The sequence below is a fragment of the Corynebacterium renale genome (genome assembly GCF_002563965.1).
Taxonomy (GTDB): Bacteria; Actinomycetota; Actinomycetes; order Mycobacteriales; family Mycobacteriaceae; genus Corynebacterium; species Corynebacterium renale.
Window position 1 is genome coordinate 62,793 of sequence record NZ_PDJF01000001.1, and the last position, 16,683, is coordinate 79,475.

A 16,683-nucleotide genomic window follows, 5' to 3' on the forward strand; every position below is an offset into this window, starting at 1 on the left:
GGGGACGACCCAACAAATGTTCCGCAGCGGCTTTACAAACGCTCCTTAGAAGGCCTCGTCATCGAAGGGGTTTCCCACCCGTTCCGCGGGTTCCATCCCGGTACTGCCCTCGGAATGAGCTCCACACCCGGCGGTTGCGTGGACGACGTGCCCATCCGCGGCGTATTCGTTGGCGCACACGCCAAAGTTCGTGCCCACCGGCTGCCCCAGCGGGATATAAAAAGCGCACGTCGTACATTGCAGCGGCGCCTTTTCGGCGTACTCAGAGTTGGGGCCAAATTCGCCAGTGCGCCACCGCGCGGTGGCCTCTTTGAGCCCGGCGCGACTGAGGAAGTACTGCCGCTCGAGATGAGCGCGAGACCGGTCTGCGTCGGTGGCGATTGTTGCCGAGTATTCGGGATCTTCGGTGAGGCGTTCGTCGCCAGGCTCCGGGGGCATGATGTCGCCCGGCTTGAGGTCGCCGGGGCGTAGCCGGTCGGAGTATGGGACCCATTCGGGGGCGCGGAGCGCTTCCCCGTGGGGTTCGGGGACGAGGGCCACTTCGCTGATCGTGACCTGGTCAGCACCGGGCGCCGCCGCAACAACGACCTGCCATTCCCAGCCCTGGTAGCCCGGTAGTTCGGCGCGGAATCGGTGGATTGCGCTGTGCTCGTCGATAATGCGCACTCCGATGTGGTCGCCGACTGCGTCCTCATCAGTGTCCTGTGCTGCTGCGCGGGCTGCGGAAACGGCGTGCGCGCTGTGGAGCACGGAGTGCTTGGGGGATCGGGCGTGTCGGCGTGTGCGGGTACTCATCATTCACCATTATTGCCCACTGCTTGGCACAATTGCGACATGACCTTGACTACCACCTCTCGCTGTGGGCTCGCGCTTGCAGCCACTGCCCTGCTCAGCTCCTGTTCTTCGCCTATCGACGCCCCGTCCGGTGACACGCCACCCCAGCGTTTGAAGGCCGAGATCGTGGCCACGTACCCGTTTGATGCGACGTCCTTCACCCAGGGCCTTGAGTTCGCCGGCGACGGGACCCTGCTGGTGGGCACTGGCCAAAAGGGAGAATCCCGGCTGTACCGGCGCACGTTAGAGGGCAAAGAATTACAGTCCACTAACTTGCCGGAAGCGTACTTCGGTGAGGGAATCACCGTGGTTGGCGATTCTATATGGCAGTTAACCTGGCAGGATGGGGTTGCGTTACGCTTCGACGCCCAGACTTTGGAACCGGTAGAAACCGTCTCTTTCAACGGCGAGGGGTGGGGCATCTGCGCGACGGACGACGGGCATGTGCTCACCTCGAACGGAAGCGCTGAGCTGAAGGTTGCTGACCCGCACACTTTGGTGCCTTCGTCGACGGTGACGGTCACCCGCGAAGGCGTGCCGGTTTCGGGGCTCAACGAATTAGAGTGCGTGCCGGCCGATCGTGGCCCGGGTGGCGCGACAGTCCTGGCGAATATATTCACCACCGATGAAATTGTGGCTATCGACGCCACTACCGGGAAAGTTACCGCAACCATCGACGCATCCGGGCTTCCCAATAACGCAGAGCCTGACATTAATAATGTACTCAACGGAATTGCTGCGATTCCGGGCACTGATCGCTACTTGTTGGCCGGGAAGCGATGGCCGGACTTGTACGAGGTGAAGTTTGTTCCGGCCGACTAATTGGTAGGATTCCTGACCATGGCGCGCACTTCATCTTCGAAGAAAAATATCCGGCAGATTCTTGCCCTCGTGGTTGCCGTTGTTGTGGTCTTGGGCGTGGTTTTCGCGGCGACGTCGTGGTGGAATTCGCGCCCTGGCCGCCAACCTCAGGACGTGTCGGTGACTGCTCACGTTGGGGATCAGTCCACTGACGTATTCCCTTACATGCTTTTTGAGCCAGGCGTGGAGCCTAACGAGGGTGAGCCGACCGTGGTGGAGCTGGGCCCTGACGAGAAGATGACCTTGGACATCCCCCGCGAGATCCATAATCATGATTGGCAGTTGCTCACCATTTACGATGATCCGGCGGCTAACGAGCAGCAGCTTTTCGCAGGCTATGACTCGGATTCGGTGACGGTTGCCGGTTCGCTAGATCCCCTCACGGAAGGTGGCCCGCGCCCGCGATTGGTCGTCGTGGAGATTTCGTCTGTTCTCATTGGCACGGACGCCAGCGGCGAGGAAACCCCCTACACCACGTACTGGTCCATTGCGACGGGCGCATAAGGGGGCGTCGTCAAGCATGGTCTGGCGCGTATTTTTGCTCCTTGTCGGCATTGGAATAATGTCGTTTGGCGTCTCGCTGACGGTGGTCGCGGGTATCGGAACCACGACGAATTCATCGCTGCCGGTAGCGCTAGCCGCGATTACAGATTTGAGCGTCGGGCAGTTGACCATCGTGTTCAATTTTGTGTACGTCGCTGTACAGATTCTGCTGCTCCGCAGCCGCTACCAGTGGATTCAGCTCCTGCAATTGGTTACTGGCCTGATTTTTGGCTTGCTTATCGACGCCACCGCTCCCCTCGTCGAGCCACTGCGGCCCGAACATTACTGGCAGGAACTAGGCCTCGCCCTGATTGGTGTTGTGGGGATGGGGATAGGAATCGGCATGCAGGTCGGCGCGAATCTGATTAATTTGCCCGGTGAGGGTTTCGTCGTGGCAATTACCTCCGCGCTGCGCCGACGGTTCGGCCCCCGCCCACGACTCCATTTTGGCACCGTGAAGACCGTGAGCGACCTTGTGCACGTAGCCGTCGCCGCAGCGTTGGGCCTGATTTTCCTCGGCCATCTTGAAGGCGTGCGCGAAGCCACGATTATTGCCGCATTGTCGCTGGGCGCAATTTCGAAGACCGTCCTGAACCGGCTCCCCCACTATCCCCCGATTGTGCGCCCGAAAGAATAAACCGTCGGCGCGTAAGACAACGCACCGACGGTAATTATTAAGCGTCAAGCTCCTTAGCCACAGCCCGGAGAATCTCCGCCACCTGACGGCCCTGCTTTCGATCCGGGAAACGCCCATTACGCAGCTCCGGCTGCACGGCAGATTCCAAGACAGTAAACAGGTCCTGAATCATAGAATTCAGCTGCTCTGGCGTGTACTTGTGTTGTGGCTTACGCGGGGCATCTAAAACTTTGATGCGCAGCGCCTGCGGGCCTTTGCGCCCAGAGGCGAAATCGAATTCGATGCGCTGTCCTGGGAACAGTTCATCTACTCCCTTGGGAAGAACCTGTCGGCTGACAAAGACGTCTTCGTCGCCTGGGTTCGATGCGAATCCGAATCCCTTCTCTGCGTCATACCATTTCACCTTGCCCACTGGCATGATCATCACCACTTTCTTCTTTCCTGGCGGCGCTTCAGGGCGCCTGCACACTGACCTACTATCCAACCATGCACCCACATTGGGGAGGAACTTAGCCCCAACCCCGTGATCCGTTGTGCCGATTGTCACACTATAGCGAGTATAACGCTCTCACCTTTGCTTTTATTCCCAATCCTAGGGAGCGAACCGCCGTGAAGATAAACAACAGGCAAAAAATGTTGCAATTTTGTTACATTTCGATATTCTTTCCAACCAGGCACCGCGTCGGCTGGTCCCACAGTTACCATCTAAGCCCTACCGCCTTCGGTAACTTCCACCGGCGCCACAACGGGTGCAACCACGACCAGAGATGGCCACACGGCCAGCGATCAGTACGAAAATTGCACACGCAGGCGGTAACCCCTCGCTGGGGCGGGTGCGCAAGAGAGGAACTTCCCTATGGGACGTCACCGTAAGCAGAACACCACCATGACCAAGATTGCAGCAGGCACCGCCGCAGTCGCAGCAGCGTCCGCAATCCTGGCACCGAACGCTTCGGCAGCGCCAGACTCCGACTGGGACCGCCTGGCACAGTGTGAGTCCGGCGGTAACTGGGCCATCAACACCGGCAACGGTTACCACGGCGGCCTGCAGTTCAGCGCCTCCACCTGGCGCGCATACGGTGGTGGCGAATTCGCCCCGACCGCCAACCTGGCTACCCGCGAGCAGCAGATTGCCGTTGCAGAGCGCACCCTGGCGGGCCAGGGTTGGGGCGCGTGGCCAGCATGCTCCGCACGCCTGGGCCTGAACTCTGCTCCTACCCCACGTGACGTCGTGGCATCGGCGCCTGCAGAAGTTCAGGAGGCTGTTTCCTCCGCAGCAGCTTCCCCATACGCAGCTGAAGTTGGCGTCGAGCAGGCTTCCGTCGACGCTGTCTACAACCTCATTAAGGAGAAGTTGGCTGCAGTTGGTATCGCAGTTCCACCAGCAGTAGACGCGCTCTACAACGCGAACCGCGGGAACCTGCAGGCTTTCTACACTGCGAACAAGCAGTTCATCGACTCCATCGTCGGGCTCTAATCGCGCGTAAAGCACTAAAACCGCAACCGGGTTTCGGTTGCGGTTTTCTTTTACCCCGCGAAAAGATCAATGCGGGCAGCAGAAAAAGCGGATTCACTTCACGTAAATCCGCTGAGCGCGCCCACAGGCTGGGGCCGTTTTACTTGTTGATACGGGTGTACGGGTGGACGTAGCCGGTCTTCTCTGCAGGGACGGGAAGAACGGTGTCATCACCGTAGGGGCTGGATGCGCCAGCAAACTGCGCAGTCAACTCGGTGACTACATGGCCGTAACCTGGGATTTCAGCAGGCCAGGACGGGTTTGCGTGGTCTTTTTTCTCAACGTTAGCCATACCGTATATTGTGCCAAATCTTTCCATGCCGTGCCCTGACCAGGGGTACGGCCGTGCAAAGTGGGTGGGAAGAGCCCTGTACCCGCGGGTGGGCACTAGGATGAAGACACCATGAATGACCACCCCTCCTCCCCACTTTCTGGGGTATCCGAAAGGGTATCCACGCACGCTGCACGATTTACGGAATGGTTAGCCCAGCGTACGCCAAATGAGCTTGAGTCCTTGCTGCGGCTGCGCCCTGATGCGGCTACGCCTCCGCCGCCCACGGTGACGTCGTTAGCTACTCGGTTACAGTTATCGGCGTCGCTGGCGCGTGCGGTCGCGCAGCTGAATGCCCAAGAGTTGGCCGTCATCGAGGCTGCCGCCCATAAAGGCGCGGAGTGGGAACCTGTTCCAGCAGCGGATCTTGGTGCACCGGAGTCCTTCGAGCGGGTACGCGCTGCGGGGCTGATGTACGGGCAAGAGACGGTGTGGTTGCTTCCCGACGTTATCCGTTGCCTCGGCGCGGTGCGGGTGACCGATTCGCCCCTGACCGCAGAAGAAATCGAGGCCGCGCTCGCCGAGGCGTCCGATAGCGAACGCGCCGTCTTACACACCTTGGCGACCTCCGGTGGCGTAGGGACTACGAAAGACGCTGCTATCGGAGCCGATCCTCAGCGTCCGGTGCCGTCGTTGATTGCGCGCGGTTTGGTGTATCGCGTCGACTCGTCGACGGTGCGTTTGCCGTTTTCGGTAGCCCAGGTGTTACGCGGTACGCGCATGTGCCCGATTCCCCTTAACCCGCCCACACTCCACGAAGGAAACGCGGCTGCTTCAGGAGCCGGCGAAGGCCTAGATACGGTGCGTCTCCTTGCGCAGCTCATCGATCATCTGGACCGGCGACCACAACAATTGCTACGCGCCGGTGGGATTGGGGTGCGTGAGGCCGCGCATCTCGCAGCGGATCTTGGTATTTCGCAGCAACGCTTGGCGTTCGTCGTCGGTCTGGGTGTGAGTGCCCGCCTGCTTTCTGTTGGTGAGCCACGGCCTTTGCCTGCTGATTGCCCGGAGGATGTGAATTATCTGGCGGCCACGGACGAAGCGACGCAGTGGCGTGCCGGGACGCTTGCCCAGCAGTGGGCTGTCCTGATTGCGGCACTCCCGGGTTCGCCGTGGATGTTTTGGCAGGCCGCAACACCCGACGAGGCGGGCAAGACACGTCACGTCATGTCGGAGGCGACACGTAGTTCGCACCTGACGCACATTCGGCAACAGTTCTGGGCGGCACTTGCGGCGCGGCCGGCCGGCTCGGCGCTAACTGCTAGCGAAGCAGCCGAAGTATTTGGGTTCACGTTCCCCGTGCGTGCTCACCGCGTGCCCCTTGCGGTGGCGGAGCACCTCTACGAGGAGGCCAGTTACCTCGGGCTTATCGACGACAGCACGCTCACCCCCACAGGCGCCTGGTTCGCTGCGGCAACACGCGCGCTTCTCGACGGCGGCACCGCCCCCACAGCCGCAGGCGCTGAGGAAGTCGTTGCCGGTGTGGTGCCGGAGGCCGTCGATAAGCTGATTTTTCAAGCAGACCTTACTGTCTTGGCCCCTGGCCCGCTCGTCCACGAGGTGGCGTGGCGGATGCGGTTGCTCGCGGAGATCGAATCGCCTGGCCTCGCAGCGGTCTATCGGATTACGGAAGAAACGATTCGCGCAGGTATGGACGCCGGCATGTCTGCCGAGGACATCGTGGCATTTTTCACCTCACATTCGCAGGGAACCCTGCCCGATGCTGTCACCTACCTTGTCAATGACGTTGCACGCACCCATGGCAGCCTCCGCGGCGGGCCGGCCGGATCCTACATTCGGTCCACCGATGAAGCATTGCTCGTGTCTGCTGTGCGCGTCGCCGAAAGTGTGGGGTTGCGATTGATTGCGCCAACGGTCGCGATTTCACCGCGCCCGCTCGCAGACGTGTTGCGTGTTTTACGCGAGAACGGGTTCGCCCCCGCCGCTGAAGACGCCTCCGGCGCGGCCTTGGACGTTCGCCCCGAACCACCCCGCCTGCCCACGCCGCGCGCGGCGGCACCTGCGTACGCGCCAGGACATCTCGACACCGTCGTGGCTAACGCGATCACCGCCCTGACCAATGGCGATGGCACAGGGCATGCACATGCGTCAGGCGATATTGTCGGAATGCTGGAATCTGCGGTTCGCGGGCAGCGGACCGTCATGCTTTCCGTCGCGGATAAAAACGGGCACGTTTCCGAGCGCATCGTACGCCCCATCCGCCTCGACGAAGGGACCTTACACGCCGTCGACCCGGACGGGGTCCAGGCATACCGCTTCACCGTGGAGAGAATCGCAGGAGTCTCTCCACCCTAGCTGGCCGGCGCGGGCATAATGGTGGTTTGTTCACAATCGTAAAGGAGCCGCCGTGGCACTCGATGGCCCGCTAATCGTGCAGTCCGATAAAACAATTCTTCTGGAGGTCGCTCACCCCCAGGCTGCTTTGGCACGCCTGGAACTGGCGCCGTTCGCCGAACTCGAGCGCGCCCCAGAGCACATCCACACCTACCGCATCACCCCGCTGGCCTTGTGGAATGCACGCGCCGCCGGGCATGACGCCGAACAGGTCGTCGACGTCCTGGAGCGGTATTCGCGCTTCCCTGTTCCGCAGGCGCTCCTCGTTGACGTGGCAGAGACGATGGCACGCTACGGGCGGGTCGTCCTGCACAAGCACCCCGCCCACGGCCTCATCCTGGAATCAGCGGAACCGGCAATTCTCGCGGAGGTGCAACGCCACAAGAAAATTGCACCAATGTTGGGCCAACGTATCGACGAGCACACCATCGTGGTACATCCCTCCGAGCGTGGGCGCCTGAAGCAAGAATTGCTCAAGATTGGGTGGCCCGCCGACGACCGCGCCGGCTACGTCGATGGCGAGCATCACCCCATCGCATTAAGCGACGCCACCGAGGAGTGGCAGCTACGCGACTACCAACGCTACGCAGTCGATTCCTTCTGGGAAGGCGGGTCCGGGGTCGTTGTGCTGCCGTGTGGCGCAGGCAAAACCATCGTGGGAGCTGGCACGATGGCGCTGGCTAAAACGACCACGCTCATCTTGGTCACCAACACCGTTGCCGGGCGCCAGTGGCGTGACGAACTGCTGCGCCGCACAACACTTACCCCCGAGGAGATCGGCGAATACTCGGGGGAAAAGAAGGAGATCCGGCCCGTCACCATCGCCACCTACCAGGTGGTCACCCGCAAAACCCGGGGCGAGTACCGAGCGCTCGAACTCTTCGACTCCCGCGACTGGGGGTTAATCATCTATGACGAAGTCCACCTGCTCCCCGCGCCCGTCTTCCGCATGACTTCGGACCTGCAGTCGCGCCGCCGCCTCGGACTGACGGCCACCTTAGTGCGTGAGGATGGCCGCGAGGGCGACGTCTTCTCCCTCATTGGGCCGAAACGCTACGACGCGCCGTGGAAAGAGCTCGAGGCCGCCGGCTACATTGCCACCGCGGAGTGCGTGGAAATCCGCACGACCATGAGCGACGCCGGGCGCATGGCATACGCCACCGCCGAGACTCGCGAACGCTACCGTCTTGCCGCATGCGCCCCGGAGAAACGTGCGGTCGTCGATAAGCTACTCGAGGCGCATGCGGGCTCCCCCACGTTGGTGATCGGCGCCTACATCGACCAATTAGAGGAGATCGCCGAGCGGCATAACATCCCGCTTATCGACGGTTCCACCTCCACCAGCGCCCGGCAGAAAGCGTTCGATGCTTTCCGTGCGGGCGAAATCTCCCAACTCGTTGTGTCCAAGGTAGCCAATTTCTCGATCGACCTGCCCGAGGCATCAGTGGCGATCCAGGTTTCTGGGACGTTCGGCTCCCGCCAAGAAGAAGCTCAACGCCTGGGCAGATTGTTACGCCCGAAAGCAGACGGCGGCGAGGCCCACTTTTACACCGTGGTCACACGCGATACGCTCGACGCCGAATACGCCGCCCACCGGCAACGATTCCTCGCCGAGCAGGGATACGCCTACCGGCTTCTCGACGCCACCGATCTCCCCGCCTTCCTCACCGAAGAAGGTATCGTGTCCAGAAAGGATTAACTATGAAAATATTTCACTTTGACGTAGACGAAGCGTGGGCAAAAGAAAATAATGAACTGCTCCGCGATACTTCCCGCCTCCAGCTCTCTGCCGTGGTGATGGGCCTTATCTTCGCGACAGCAGGGGTTGCAGCGTGGTTCCTAATCGATAATTCGAGTGTGGGGCTGCTCGTGCTCATCGCCGCGTTGGCGGTCATGGTGTTGTGCTTCATCATCGCGTGGGTGGTGCCGCGCAAGGTTGGCACTGCGCAACAACTTTACGACACCTACCCCCTCGCCCCCGCAATTATCGCCGAGGTCAACCCGCGCGATGTCGTACTTTTAGCGCTGGTAAACACATCCGTGGACCCGGAGGCGAAACCGCGCTGGGCACTGGCGACCCGAACAGTCACCCGCCTGAAGGGCCATCCGCGCACTGTGGGGACCCGAGTTCCTGTCGCAGCTGTGTCTGGCCGCCGGAAAGTGTCCAGCCAAGGTCAGTGGGACGAAATCACCCCGATGCCGATTGCTTGGGGAACACCCGACGAGGACATTATCGCCGCAGCCACCAAAGAGATTCCGTTCCAACAATGGCAGATCGTGGAAAAGCACGCCGGGCGCGCCGACGAAGTCCAGAAGACACAGTTTAGCCTGCTCGAGCTTTAGGCGCTGAGCCGGCGGCAGGCTTCCGCGATGACGTCTTCACTCTTGCAGTAAGCAAAGCGCACCATATCCGACCACGGTTCCGGATTGTCACAAAACGCAGACACAGGTATGCCAGCCACCCCGATCTCTTCCGGAGCCGACATACACCACTGCGCGGCATCGCGGGTAGCCACGCTCTCAGGCAGACGTGCACAAACGAAGAATGTTCCCGGACTATCAAAGACCTCCCACCCCGCCTGGGAAAGCGTCCAGGTTAATTCATCGCGACGCTGCTGCAGCGTCAACTGATTCTGTTCAATCCACCCGCGTTCATTATTCAAGGCGTAGGCCACAGCCGGCTGAAGAGGGGCACCAGAAGCAAACGTCAAGTATTGGGACACTCCCGCAATCGGCGCAAGTAACTCTTCCGGCGCGATGACCCATCCGACTTTCCATCCCGTGACGTTGAGCATTTTTGCCGCCGAGCTCACGGTGATTGTGCGTTCAGCAAGACTGCTTATCGACGCCGCCGGGGTGAACTCGACGCCATGCGTGAGGGTTTCGTAGACTTCGTCGGCAAGCACTACTGTCCGCGTCCCGTCGAGGAGTTCACCGAGCGATTGCAAAGCAGAGCTGCTAAAGACCGAGCCTGTGGGATTGTGCGGATTGTTGACGATGACCATCGCCGTTTCCGGCGACAAGGCTGCCTCGACGGCGATAATGTCGATGTCCCACGAGCGGGCGACCTGCTTCAACGGCACGCTGACACGCGAACCACCGGCTAACGAAATAGCCGCACCGTAAGAATCGTAGAACGGCTCTAGGACGATGACTTCATCACCAGGGTTCACGAATGCGAGCACCGAGGCAGCGATAGCCTCCGTCGCGCCAACTGTCGCGTATACGTTGCTAGGAGGGATCCTTAGCCCATAGCTGCTTTCCCGAAAAGCGGCCACCGCGCTCTTTAACTCTGAGATGCCTCCCGCCGGAGGGTACTGATTCCTGCCGCTAGTCAGCGCTTCGCAGGCTTTCTCGAGCATCGCCTGGGGACCGTCAGAATCGGGAAACCCTTGTCCAAGATTAATTGCATCGTGGCGTGAAGCTTCGGCGGTGATCGTCGAAAAGATAGATTCGCGGACGCCCCGCGCCCGAGCTGCCGGTTGGATAAACACTATGATTCCTTTGCTTGACGCCGACTGACAAGGTAACCCCGAGCACTGGAGACAATAACCGGAAGCAGCGAAATACCAACAATGACGAGAACGATGAGATCAATGCGATCAGCAATCCCCGGGATGCCTCCAAGTAGCACCCCGACCAGAGTCATGGAAACAATCCACAAGACCGCTCCCGTCACGTTCCATACGATAAAGTTACGGTATTTCATGTTCGCGGTACCGGCGGATACTGGGACGTAGGTCCTGACGATGGGGACGAAGCGGCCCAAGATTAAAGCTAAAGGACCGTGCTTCGCGAAAAATGCTTCCGCTTTGTGAAGGTATTCAAGTTTAAGCACGCGCGCGTCCTCAGAGAATAGCTTTCGGCCAAATTTGTGTCCAAGATAGAAGCCGACCTGATCTCCTAGGAATGCTGCCACAACACCAACGCCGATGATGCTGACGACCGTTAGATTGAGTTGGTCTTTAAGTATCGCTGCGGTAACTAGGAGGGAGTCACCGGGCAGGAATGGGAACAGGACGCCGGATTCAATAAAGATGATGAGGCCCAAGCCCGCGAGCGCCCAGGGCCCGAAACTGTTGAGGAGCTGAGTGGCGTCCATCAGATCAGAGATATGCATGGGTGTCCTTTCGGAGGAATTGATTGCTTTACACTACTCCGAAAAGCACAGAACGCCCTTATGAATAACCGCTACCGGAAAACATTCCGAGGAAACTCACAGGACGAGGAGCAGGTGGACGCGGGGGACACTCATCAACGACAAAAGGGTGGTCACACCACGTGACGTGGTGTAACCACCCTTTTTCTTGTATGTAATTTTTAGTGTTGGCGGCGACCTACTCTCCCACACGCTCCCGCATGCAGTACCATCAGCGATTAACAGGCTTAGCTACCGGGTTCGAAAAGGGACCGGGCGTACCCCTGCCACAATAACCACCAACACACTCAATAAACACAACCCCGAAAGGGACCATGCCCACAACACCACGTGTTGTGTCAAACACTGCACAGTGGACGCAAACACCCAACAAATCTTTGGGCTCGTTACAAACTTACTTGTGTGTTACGTTCGGCCAATTAGTACCAGTCACCTCCAACACTTACATGCCTTCCAGCCCTGGCCTATCAACCCCATCATCTCTAGGGAACCTCAAAAGAAACCTCATCTCGAAACAGGCTTCCCGCTTAGATGCTTTCAGCGGTTATCCCTCCCGTACGTAGCCAACCAGCCCTGCTCCTGGCGGAACAACTGGCACACCAGAGGTACGTCCAACCCGGTCCTCTCGTACTAGGGTCAGCCTTCCACAAGTTTCTACGCGCGCGGCGGATAGAGACCGAACTGTCTCACGACGTTCTAAACCCAGCTCGCGTGCCGCTTTAATGGGCGAACAGCCCAACCCTTGGGACCTACTCCAGCCCCAGGATGCGACGAGCCGACATCGAGGTGCCAAACCATCCCGTCGATATGGACTCTTGGGGAAGATCAGCCTGTTATCCCCGGGGTACCTTTTATCCGTTGAGCGACACCACATCCACAAGTAGGTGCCGGATCACTAGTCCCGACTTTCGTCCCTGCTCGAGCCGTCACTCTCACAGTCAAGCTCCCTTATACACTTACACTCAACACCTGATTACCAACCAAGCTGAGGGAACCTTTGGGCGCCTCCGTTACCATTTAGGAGGCAACCGCCCCAGTTAAACTACCCACCAGGCACTGTCCCCAACCCAGATCATGGGCCAAGGTTAGATGCCCAGTCCGATCAGAGTGGTATTTCACCAACGACTCCACAACACCTAGCGATGCTGCATCAACGTCTCCCACCTATCCTACACAAACCGAACCAAACACCAATACCAAGCTATAGTGAAGGTCCCGGGGTCTTTTCGTCCTGCCGCGCGTAACGAGCATCTTTACTCGTACTGCAATTTCACCGGGCCTGTGGTTGAGACAGCAGGGAAGTCGTTACGCCATTCGTGCAGGTCGGAACTTACCCGACAAGGAATTTCGCTACCTTAGGATGGTTATAGTTACCACCGCCGTTTACTGGGGCTTAAATTCTCCGCTTCGACCACAAAGTGATCTAACAGGTCCTCTTAACCTTCCAGCACCGGGCAGGCGTCAGTCCGTATACATCAACTTAACCGTCTTCGCACGGACCTGTGTTTTTAGTAAACAGTCGCTTCCCTCTATCCTCTGCGACCACCACCAGCAAAAACAGTGCAAGACCATTCCACCAGCAGTGGTCCCCCTTCTCCCGAAGTTACGGGGGCATTTTGCCGAATTCCTTAACCACAGTTCACCCGAACGCCTTAGTATTCTCTACCTGACCACCTGTGTCGGTTTAGGGTACGGGCCGATAATGCACTCGCTAGAGGCTTTTCTCGACAGTACAGGATCATCACCATCAACCAAAAAATGGTCTACGCATCACGCCTCACCCACAATACAGGACGGATTTACCTACCCTGCGGGCCACACGCTTACACCCCACACCAACCGGGGGCGTGACTACCTCACTGCGTCACCCCATCACTTGACTACTACCAACTCAGGTCCCAACCACACACCACCAACACACACAAAGTATGCGCTGACAGCATGTGGGAGGTTAGTATCATCAGCCTCGTCACTGGGCGCACATTATCGGGTACGGGAATATCAACCCGTTAACCATCGACTACGCCTGTCGGCCTCGCCTTAGGCCCCGACTCACCCTGGGAAGACGAACTTGACCCAGGAACCCTTAGTCATCCGGCGAACATGATTCTCACATGTTAATCGTTACTCATGCCTGCATTCTCACTCGCACACAGTCCACCACTCCTTACAGTATGGCTTCACCCCATGCACGACGCTCCCCTACCCATAATCAAAAAATTATGCCGCGGTTTCGGCGGTATGCTTCAGCCCCACTACATTGTCGGCGCAGAACCACTCGACCAGTGAGCTATTACGCACTCTTTCAAGGATGGCTGCTTCTAAGCCAACCTCCTGGCTGTCTTCGCGATCCCACATCCTTTTCCACTTAGCACACCCTTAGGGGCCTTAACCAACGATCTGGGCTGTTTCCCTCTCGACTCGACGGAGCTTATCCCCCGCAGTCTCACTGCCACACAACACTTCACCGGCATTCGGAGTTTGGCTGACATTGCTAAGATGATAGTCCCGCTCAACCAACCAGTAGCTCTACCTCCGGCAAGCTAACATGTGACGCTGCACCTAAATGCATTTCGGGGAGAACCAGCTATCACGGAGTTTGATTAGCCTTTCACCCCTACCCACAACTCATCCCCTCAGTTTTCAACCTAAGTGGGTTCGCGCCTCCACAACCTCTTACAATTGCTTCACACTGGCCATGGGTAGATCACTCCGCTTCGGGTCCAGGACATGCCACTACACAACACCCTTAATTAGGATTCGCTTTCGCTACGACTACCCCACAACGGGTTAACCTCGCGACATGCCGCTGACTCGCAGGCTCATTCTTCAAAAGGCACGCCATCACCCACATACGGGGCTCTGACGGATTGTAAGCACACGGTTTCAGGTACTATTTCACTCCCCTCCCGGGGTACTTTTCACCATTCCCTCACGGTACTATCCGCTATCGGTCACACTGAGTATTCAGGCTTACCGGGTGGTCCCGGCAGATTCACAGCAGACTCCACGAACCCGCTGCTACTCGGGAACACAATCACCACACCACACAACACATTCATGTACAGGACTCTCACCTACTACGGTCGGCCATCCCAAACCAGTTCCACTTGCGTCATATGACATGCGGGTGGGTCTGGCAGAACCCACAACAATTATCTCCCACAACCCCCTACACGCAACCCCTGCCAGGTATCACACGCATAAAGTTTAGCCATCATCCGCTATCGCTCGCCACTACACACGGAATCATATATTATTTTCTTCTCCTGTAGGTACTGAGATGTTTCACTTCCCTACGTAACCCCCACAACCACTATGAATTCATGGAAGGGTGACCACCAATAACAGTAGCCGGGTTTCCCCATTCGGACATCCTCGGATCAACGCTCCATTGACAACTCCCCGAGGCTTAACGCAGCCTTGCACGTCCTTCATCGGCTCAGCATACCAAGGCATCCACCGTGTGCCCTTACAACAAACACACAAGAACACCACCACAACCATCAAAAGACTGTGGTTAGTATCTAGTTACAATTCAACTTGCCACAAAAAATAAAGATGCTCGCGTCCACTATACAGTTCTCACACAACACCACCACACACCAAAAACAACACAACCAACAGTGTGTCATCCCAGCCTATGATGCACATGTTTCACACAACCACAAAGGGTTGCATGAGACACCCAACAGCATGCCAACGTTTATTCCTGCCACCATATGGTTACACGCACCACAAGAGGGGGTGTGATCCACCAGTAAAACAATTAATAAAAAATACTCCATAGAAAGGAGGTGATCCAGCCGCACCTTCCGGTACGGCTACCTTGTTACGACTTCGTCCCAATCGCCGATCCCACCTTCGACCACTCCCCCCAGAAAACTGGTTGGGCCATGGGCTTCGGGTGTTACCAACTTTCATGACGTGACGGGCGGTGTGTACAAGGCCCGGGAACGTATTCACCGCAGCGTTGCTGATCTGCGATTACTAGCGACTCCGACTTCATGGGGTCGAGTTGCAGACCCCAATCCGAACTAAGGCCGGCTTTCAGCGATTAGCATCTCCTCACGAAGTAGCACACGCGTTGTACCGACCATTGTAGCATGTGTGAAGCCCTGGACATAAGGGGCATGATGATTTGACGTCATCCCCACCTTCCTCCGAGTTAACCCCGGCAGTCTCTCATGAGTCCCCACCACAACGTGCTGGCAACATAAGACAAGGGTTGCGCTCGTTACGGGACTTAACCCAACATCTCACGACACGAGCTGACGACAACCATGCACCACCTGTACACCAACCACAAAGGGAAAGACCATCTCTGGCCCGGTCTGGTGTATGTCAAACCCAGGTAAGGTTCTTCGCGTTGCATCGAATTAATCCACATGCTCCGCCGCTTGTGCGGGCCCCCGTCAATTCCTTTGAGTTTTAGCCTTGCGGCCGTACTCCCCAGGCGGGGCGCTTAATGCGTTAGCTACGGCACAAAACCCGTGGAAGGGTCTCACACCTAGCGCCCACCGTTTACGGCATGGACTACCAGGGTATCTAATCCTGTTCGCTACCCATGCTTTCGCTCCTCAGTGTCAGTAACTGCCCAGAGACCTGCCTTCGCCATCGGTGTTCCTCCTGATATCTGCGCATTCCACCGCTACACCAGGAATTCCAGTCTCCCCTACAGTACTCAAGTTATGCCCGTATCGCCTGCACGCCCGGAGTTAAGCCCCGGAATTTCACAGACGACGCGACAAACCACCTACGAGCTCTTTACGCCCAGTAAATCCGGACAACGCTCGCACCCTACGTATTACCGCGGCTGCTGGCACGTAGTTAGCCGGTGCTTCTTCTCTAGGTACCGTCACAAAAGCTTCGTCCCTAGCGAAAGAGGTTTACAACCCGAAGGCCGTCATCCCTCACGCGGCGTCGCTGCATCAGGCTTGCGCCCATTGTGCAATATTCCCCACTGCTGCCTCCCGTAGGAGTCTGGGCCGTATCTCAGTCCCAATGTGGCCGTCCACCCTCTCAGGCCGGCTACCCGTCGACGCCTTGGTAGGCCATTACCCCACCAACAAGCTGATAGGCCGCGAGCTCATCCCGTACCGCAAAAGCTTTCCACCACCGACACTAAACGATGGTCCTATCCGGTATTAGACCCAGTTTCCCAGGCTTATCCCAAAGTACAGGGCAGATCACCCACGTGTTACTCACCCGTTCGCCACTCGAGTACCACTGCAAGCAGTGGCCTTTCCGTTCGACTTGCATGTGTTAAGCACGCCGCCAGCGTTCGTCCTGAGCCAGGATCAAACTCTCCACAAAAGAAAAAATTCAATCAGAAAAAATCCTCAAGCAAGAAAGCCTGAAAAACCTGACAAACAAAAACTAGCAAAACAACCACACCAATCTTATCCACACACGGGGGTGCATGAACAAGAAACCAATGTGGTCAA

The 16,683-nt window shown here is 58.0% G+C and carries 12 protein-coding genes and 3 rRNA genes; 7 read left to right on the forward strand and 8 right to left on the reverse strand.

Annotated features, from left to right (window positions below; genetic code table 11):
• Positions 1-45: 45 nt before the first annotated feature.
• Entirely contained in the window at positions 46-795 is a 750-nt protein-coding gene (locus tag ATK06_RS00310) for a DUF3027 domain-containing protein (RefSeq protein WP_231913478.1), read from the reverse strand.
• Between the two features lie 39 nt (positions 796-834).
• Between ATK06_RS00310 and ATK06_RS00315 the strand changes: the two genes are divergently transcribed.
• From ATK06_RS00315 to ATK06_RS00325, 3 genes are read left to right on the forward strand one after another with little or no spacing between them, the layout of a single operon-like run.
• Positions 835-1,656 (forward strand): glutaminyl-peptide cyclotransferase, encoded by an 822-nt coding sequence (locus ATK06_RS00315; RefSeq protein ID WP_098388639.1) that lies wholly within the window; start codon positions 835-837, stop codon positions 1,654-1,656.
• 18 nt (positions 1,657-1,674) lie between these two features.
• Complete coding sequence (locus tag ATK06_RS00320; RefSeq protein WP_098388640.1) at positions 1,675-2,199, forward strand: DUF2771 domain-containing protein; 525 nt, start codon at positions 1,675-1,677, stop codon at positions 2,197-2,199.
• 16 nt (positions 2,200-2,215) lie between these two features.
• Positions 2,216-2,875 (forward strand): YczE/YyaS/YitT family protein, encoded by a 660-nt coding sequence (locus tag ATK06_RS00325; protein ID WP_098388642.1) that lies wholly within the window; start codon positions 2,216-2,218, stop codon positions 2,873-2,875.
• A gap of 37 nt (positions 2,876-2,912) precedes the next feature.
• On the opposite strand, the gene ATK06_RS00330 is transcribed toward ATK06_RS00325, so the two are convergent.
• The gene (locus ATK06_RS00330) at positions 2,913-3,293 is read right to left on the reverse strand and encodes a cold-shock protein (RefSeq protein ID WP_098389353.1); all 381 of its coding nucleotides are present in this window, start codon (positions 3,291-3,293) and stop codon (positions 2,913-2,915) included.
• Between the two features lie 438 nt (positions 3,294-3,731).
• Between ATK06_RS00330 and ATK06_RS00335 the strand changes: the two genes are divergently transcribed.
• Positions 3,732-4,352, forward strand: a complete 621-nt coding sequence (locus tag ATK06_RS00335; protein ID WP_048380268.1) for a resuscitation-promoting factor Rpf1 domain-containing protein — start codon at positions 3,732-3,734, stop codon at positions 4,350-4,352.
• Positions 4,353-4,491: 139 nt separating this feature from the next.
• Here the strand turns inward: ATK06_RS00335 and ATK06_RS00340 are convergent, their stop codons facing one another.
• Positions 4,492-4,683 carry a hypothetical protein gene (locus tag ATK06_RS00340; protein ID WP_048380266.1) on the reverse strand — a complete coding sequence of 64 codons (192 nt, stop codon included), beginning with the start codon at positions 4,681-4,683 and terminating at the stop codon, positions 4,492-4,494.
• 111 nt (positions 4,684-4,794) lie between these two features.
• Here ATK06_RS00340 and ATK06_RS00345 point away from each other — a divergent pair, with 111 nt between their 5' ends.
• The 3 genes from ATK06_RS00345 to ATK06_RS00355 are packed head-to-tail and all read left to right on the forward strand — an operon-like array spanning position 4,795 to position 9,420.
• On the forward strand, positions 4,795-7,038 hold the full coding sequence (locus tag ATK06_RS00345; RefSeq protein WP_098388644.1) for a helicase-associated domain-containing protein: 2,244 nt from the start codon (positions 4,795-4,797) through the stop codon (positions 7,036-7,038).
• A gap of 52 nt (positions 7,039-7,090) precedes the next feature.
• Positions 7,091-8,776, forward strand: a complete 1,686-nt coding sequence (locus ATK06_RS00350; protein ID WP_098388646.1) for a DNA repair helicase XPB — start codon at positions 7,091-7,093, stop codon at positions 8,774-8,776.
• A gap of 2 nt (positions 8,777-8,778) precedes the next feature.
• Positions 8,779-9,420, forward strand: coding sequence for a DUF3239 domain-containing protein (locus tag ATK06_RS00355; protein ID WP_048380259.1), 642 nt, complete (start codon positions 8,779-8,781; stop codon positions 9,418-9,420).
• Here ATK06_RS00355 and ATK06_RS00360 read toward each other — a convergent pair.
• The 5 genes from ATK06_RS00360 to ATK06_RS00380 form a co-directional block, all read right to left on the reverse strand.
• On the reverse strand, positions 9,417-10,571 hold the full coding sequence (locus ATK06_RS00360) for an aminotransferase class I/II-fold pyridoxal phosphate-dependent enzyme (protein ID WP_249026783.1): 1,155 nt from the start codon (positions 10,569-10,571) through the stop codon (positions 9,417-9,419). The two genes, ATK06_RS00355 and ATK06_RS00360, sit on opposite strands and share 4 nt — an antisense overlap.
• A complete protein-coding gene (locus ATK06_RS00365) occupies positions 10,571-11,197 on the reverse strand; it encodes a VTT domain-containing protein (RefSeq protein ID WP_048380256.1) in 627 nt (208 codons plus the stop codon). The genes ATK06_RS00360 and ATK06_RS00365 overlap by 1 nt, the downstream gene beginning before the upstream one ends.
• Before the next feature lie 204 nt (positions 11,198-11,401).
• Positions 11,402-11,519: ribosomal RNA gene (gene rrf / locus ATK06_RS00370) — 5S ribosomal RNA — on the reverse strand.
• A gap of 115 nt (positions 11,520-11,634) precedes the next feature.
• A 23S ribosomal RNA gene (locus ATK06_RS00375) occupies positions 11,635-14,723 on the reverse strand.
• A gap of 303 nt (positions 14,724-15,026) precedes the next feature.
• Positions 15,027-16,552: ribosomal RNA gene (locus tag ATK06_RS00380) — 16S ribosomal RNA — on the reverse strand.
• The 16S, 23S and 5S rRNA genes sit together here, the layout of an rRNA operon.
• Positions 16,553-16,683: the final 131 nt, after the last annotated feature.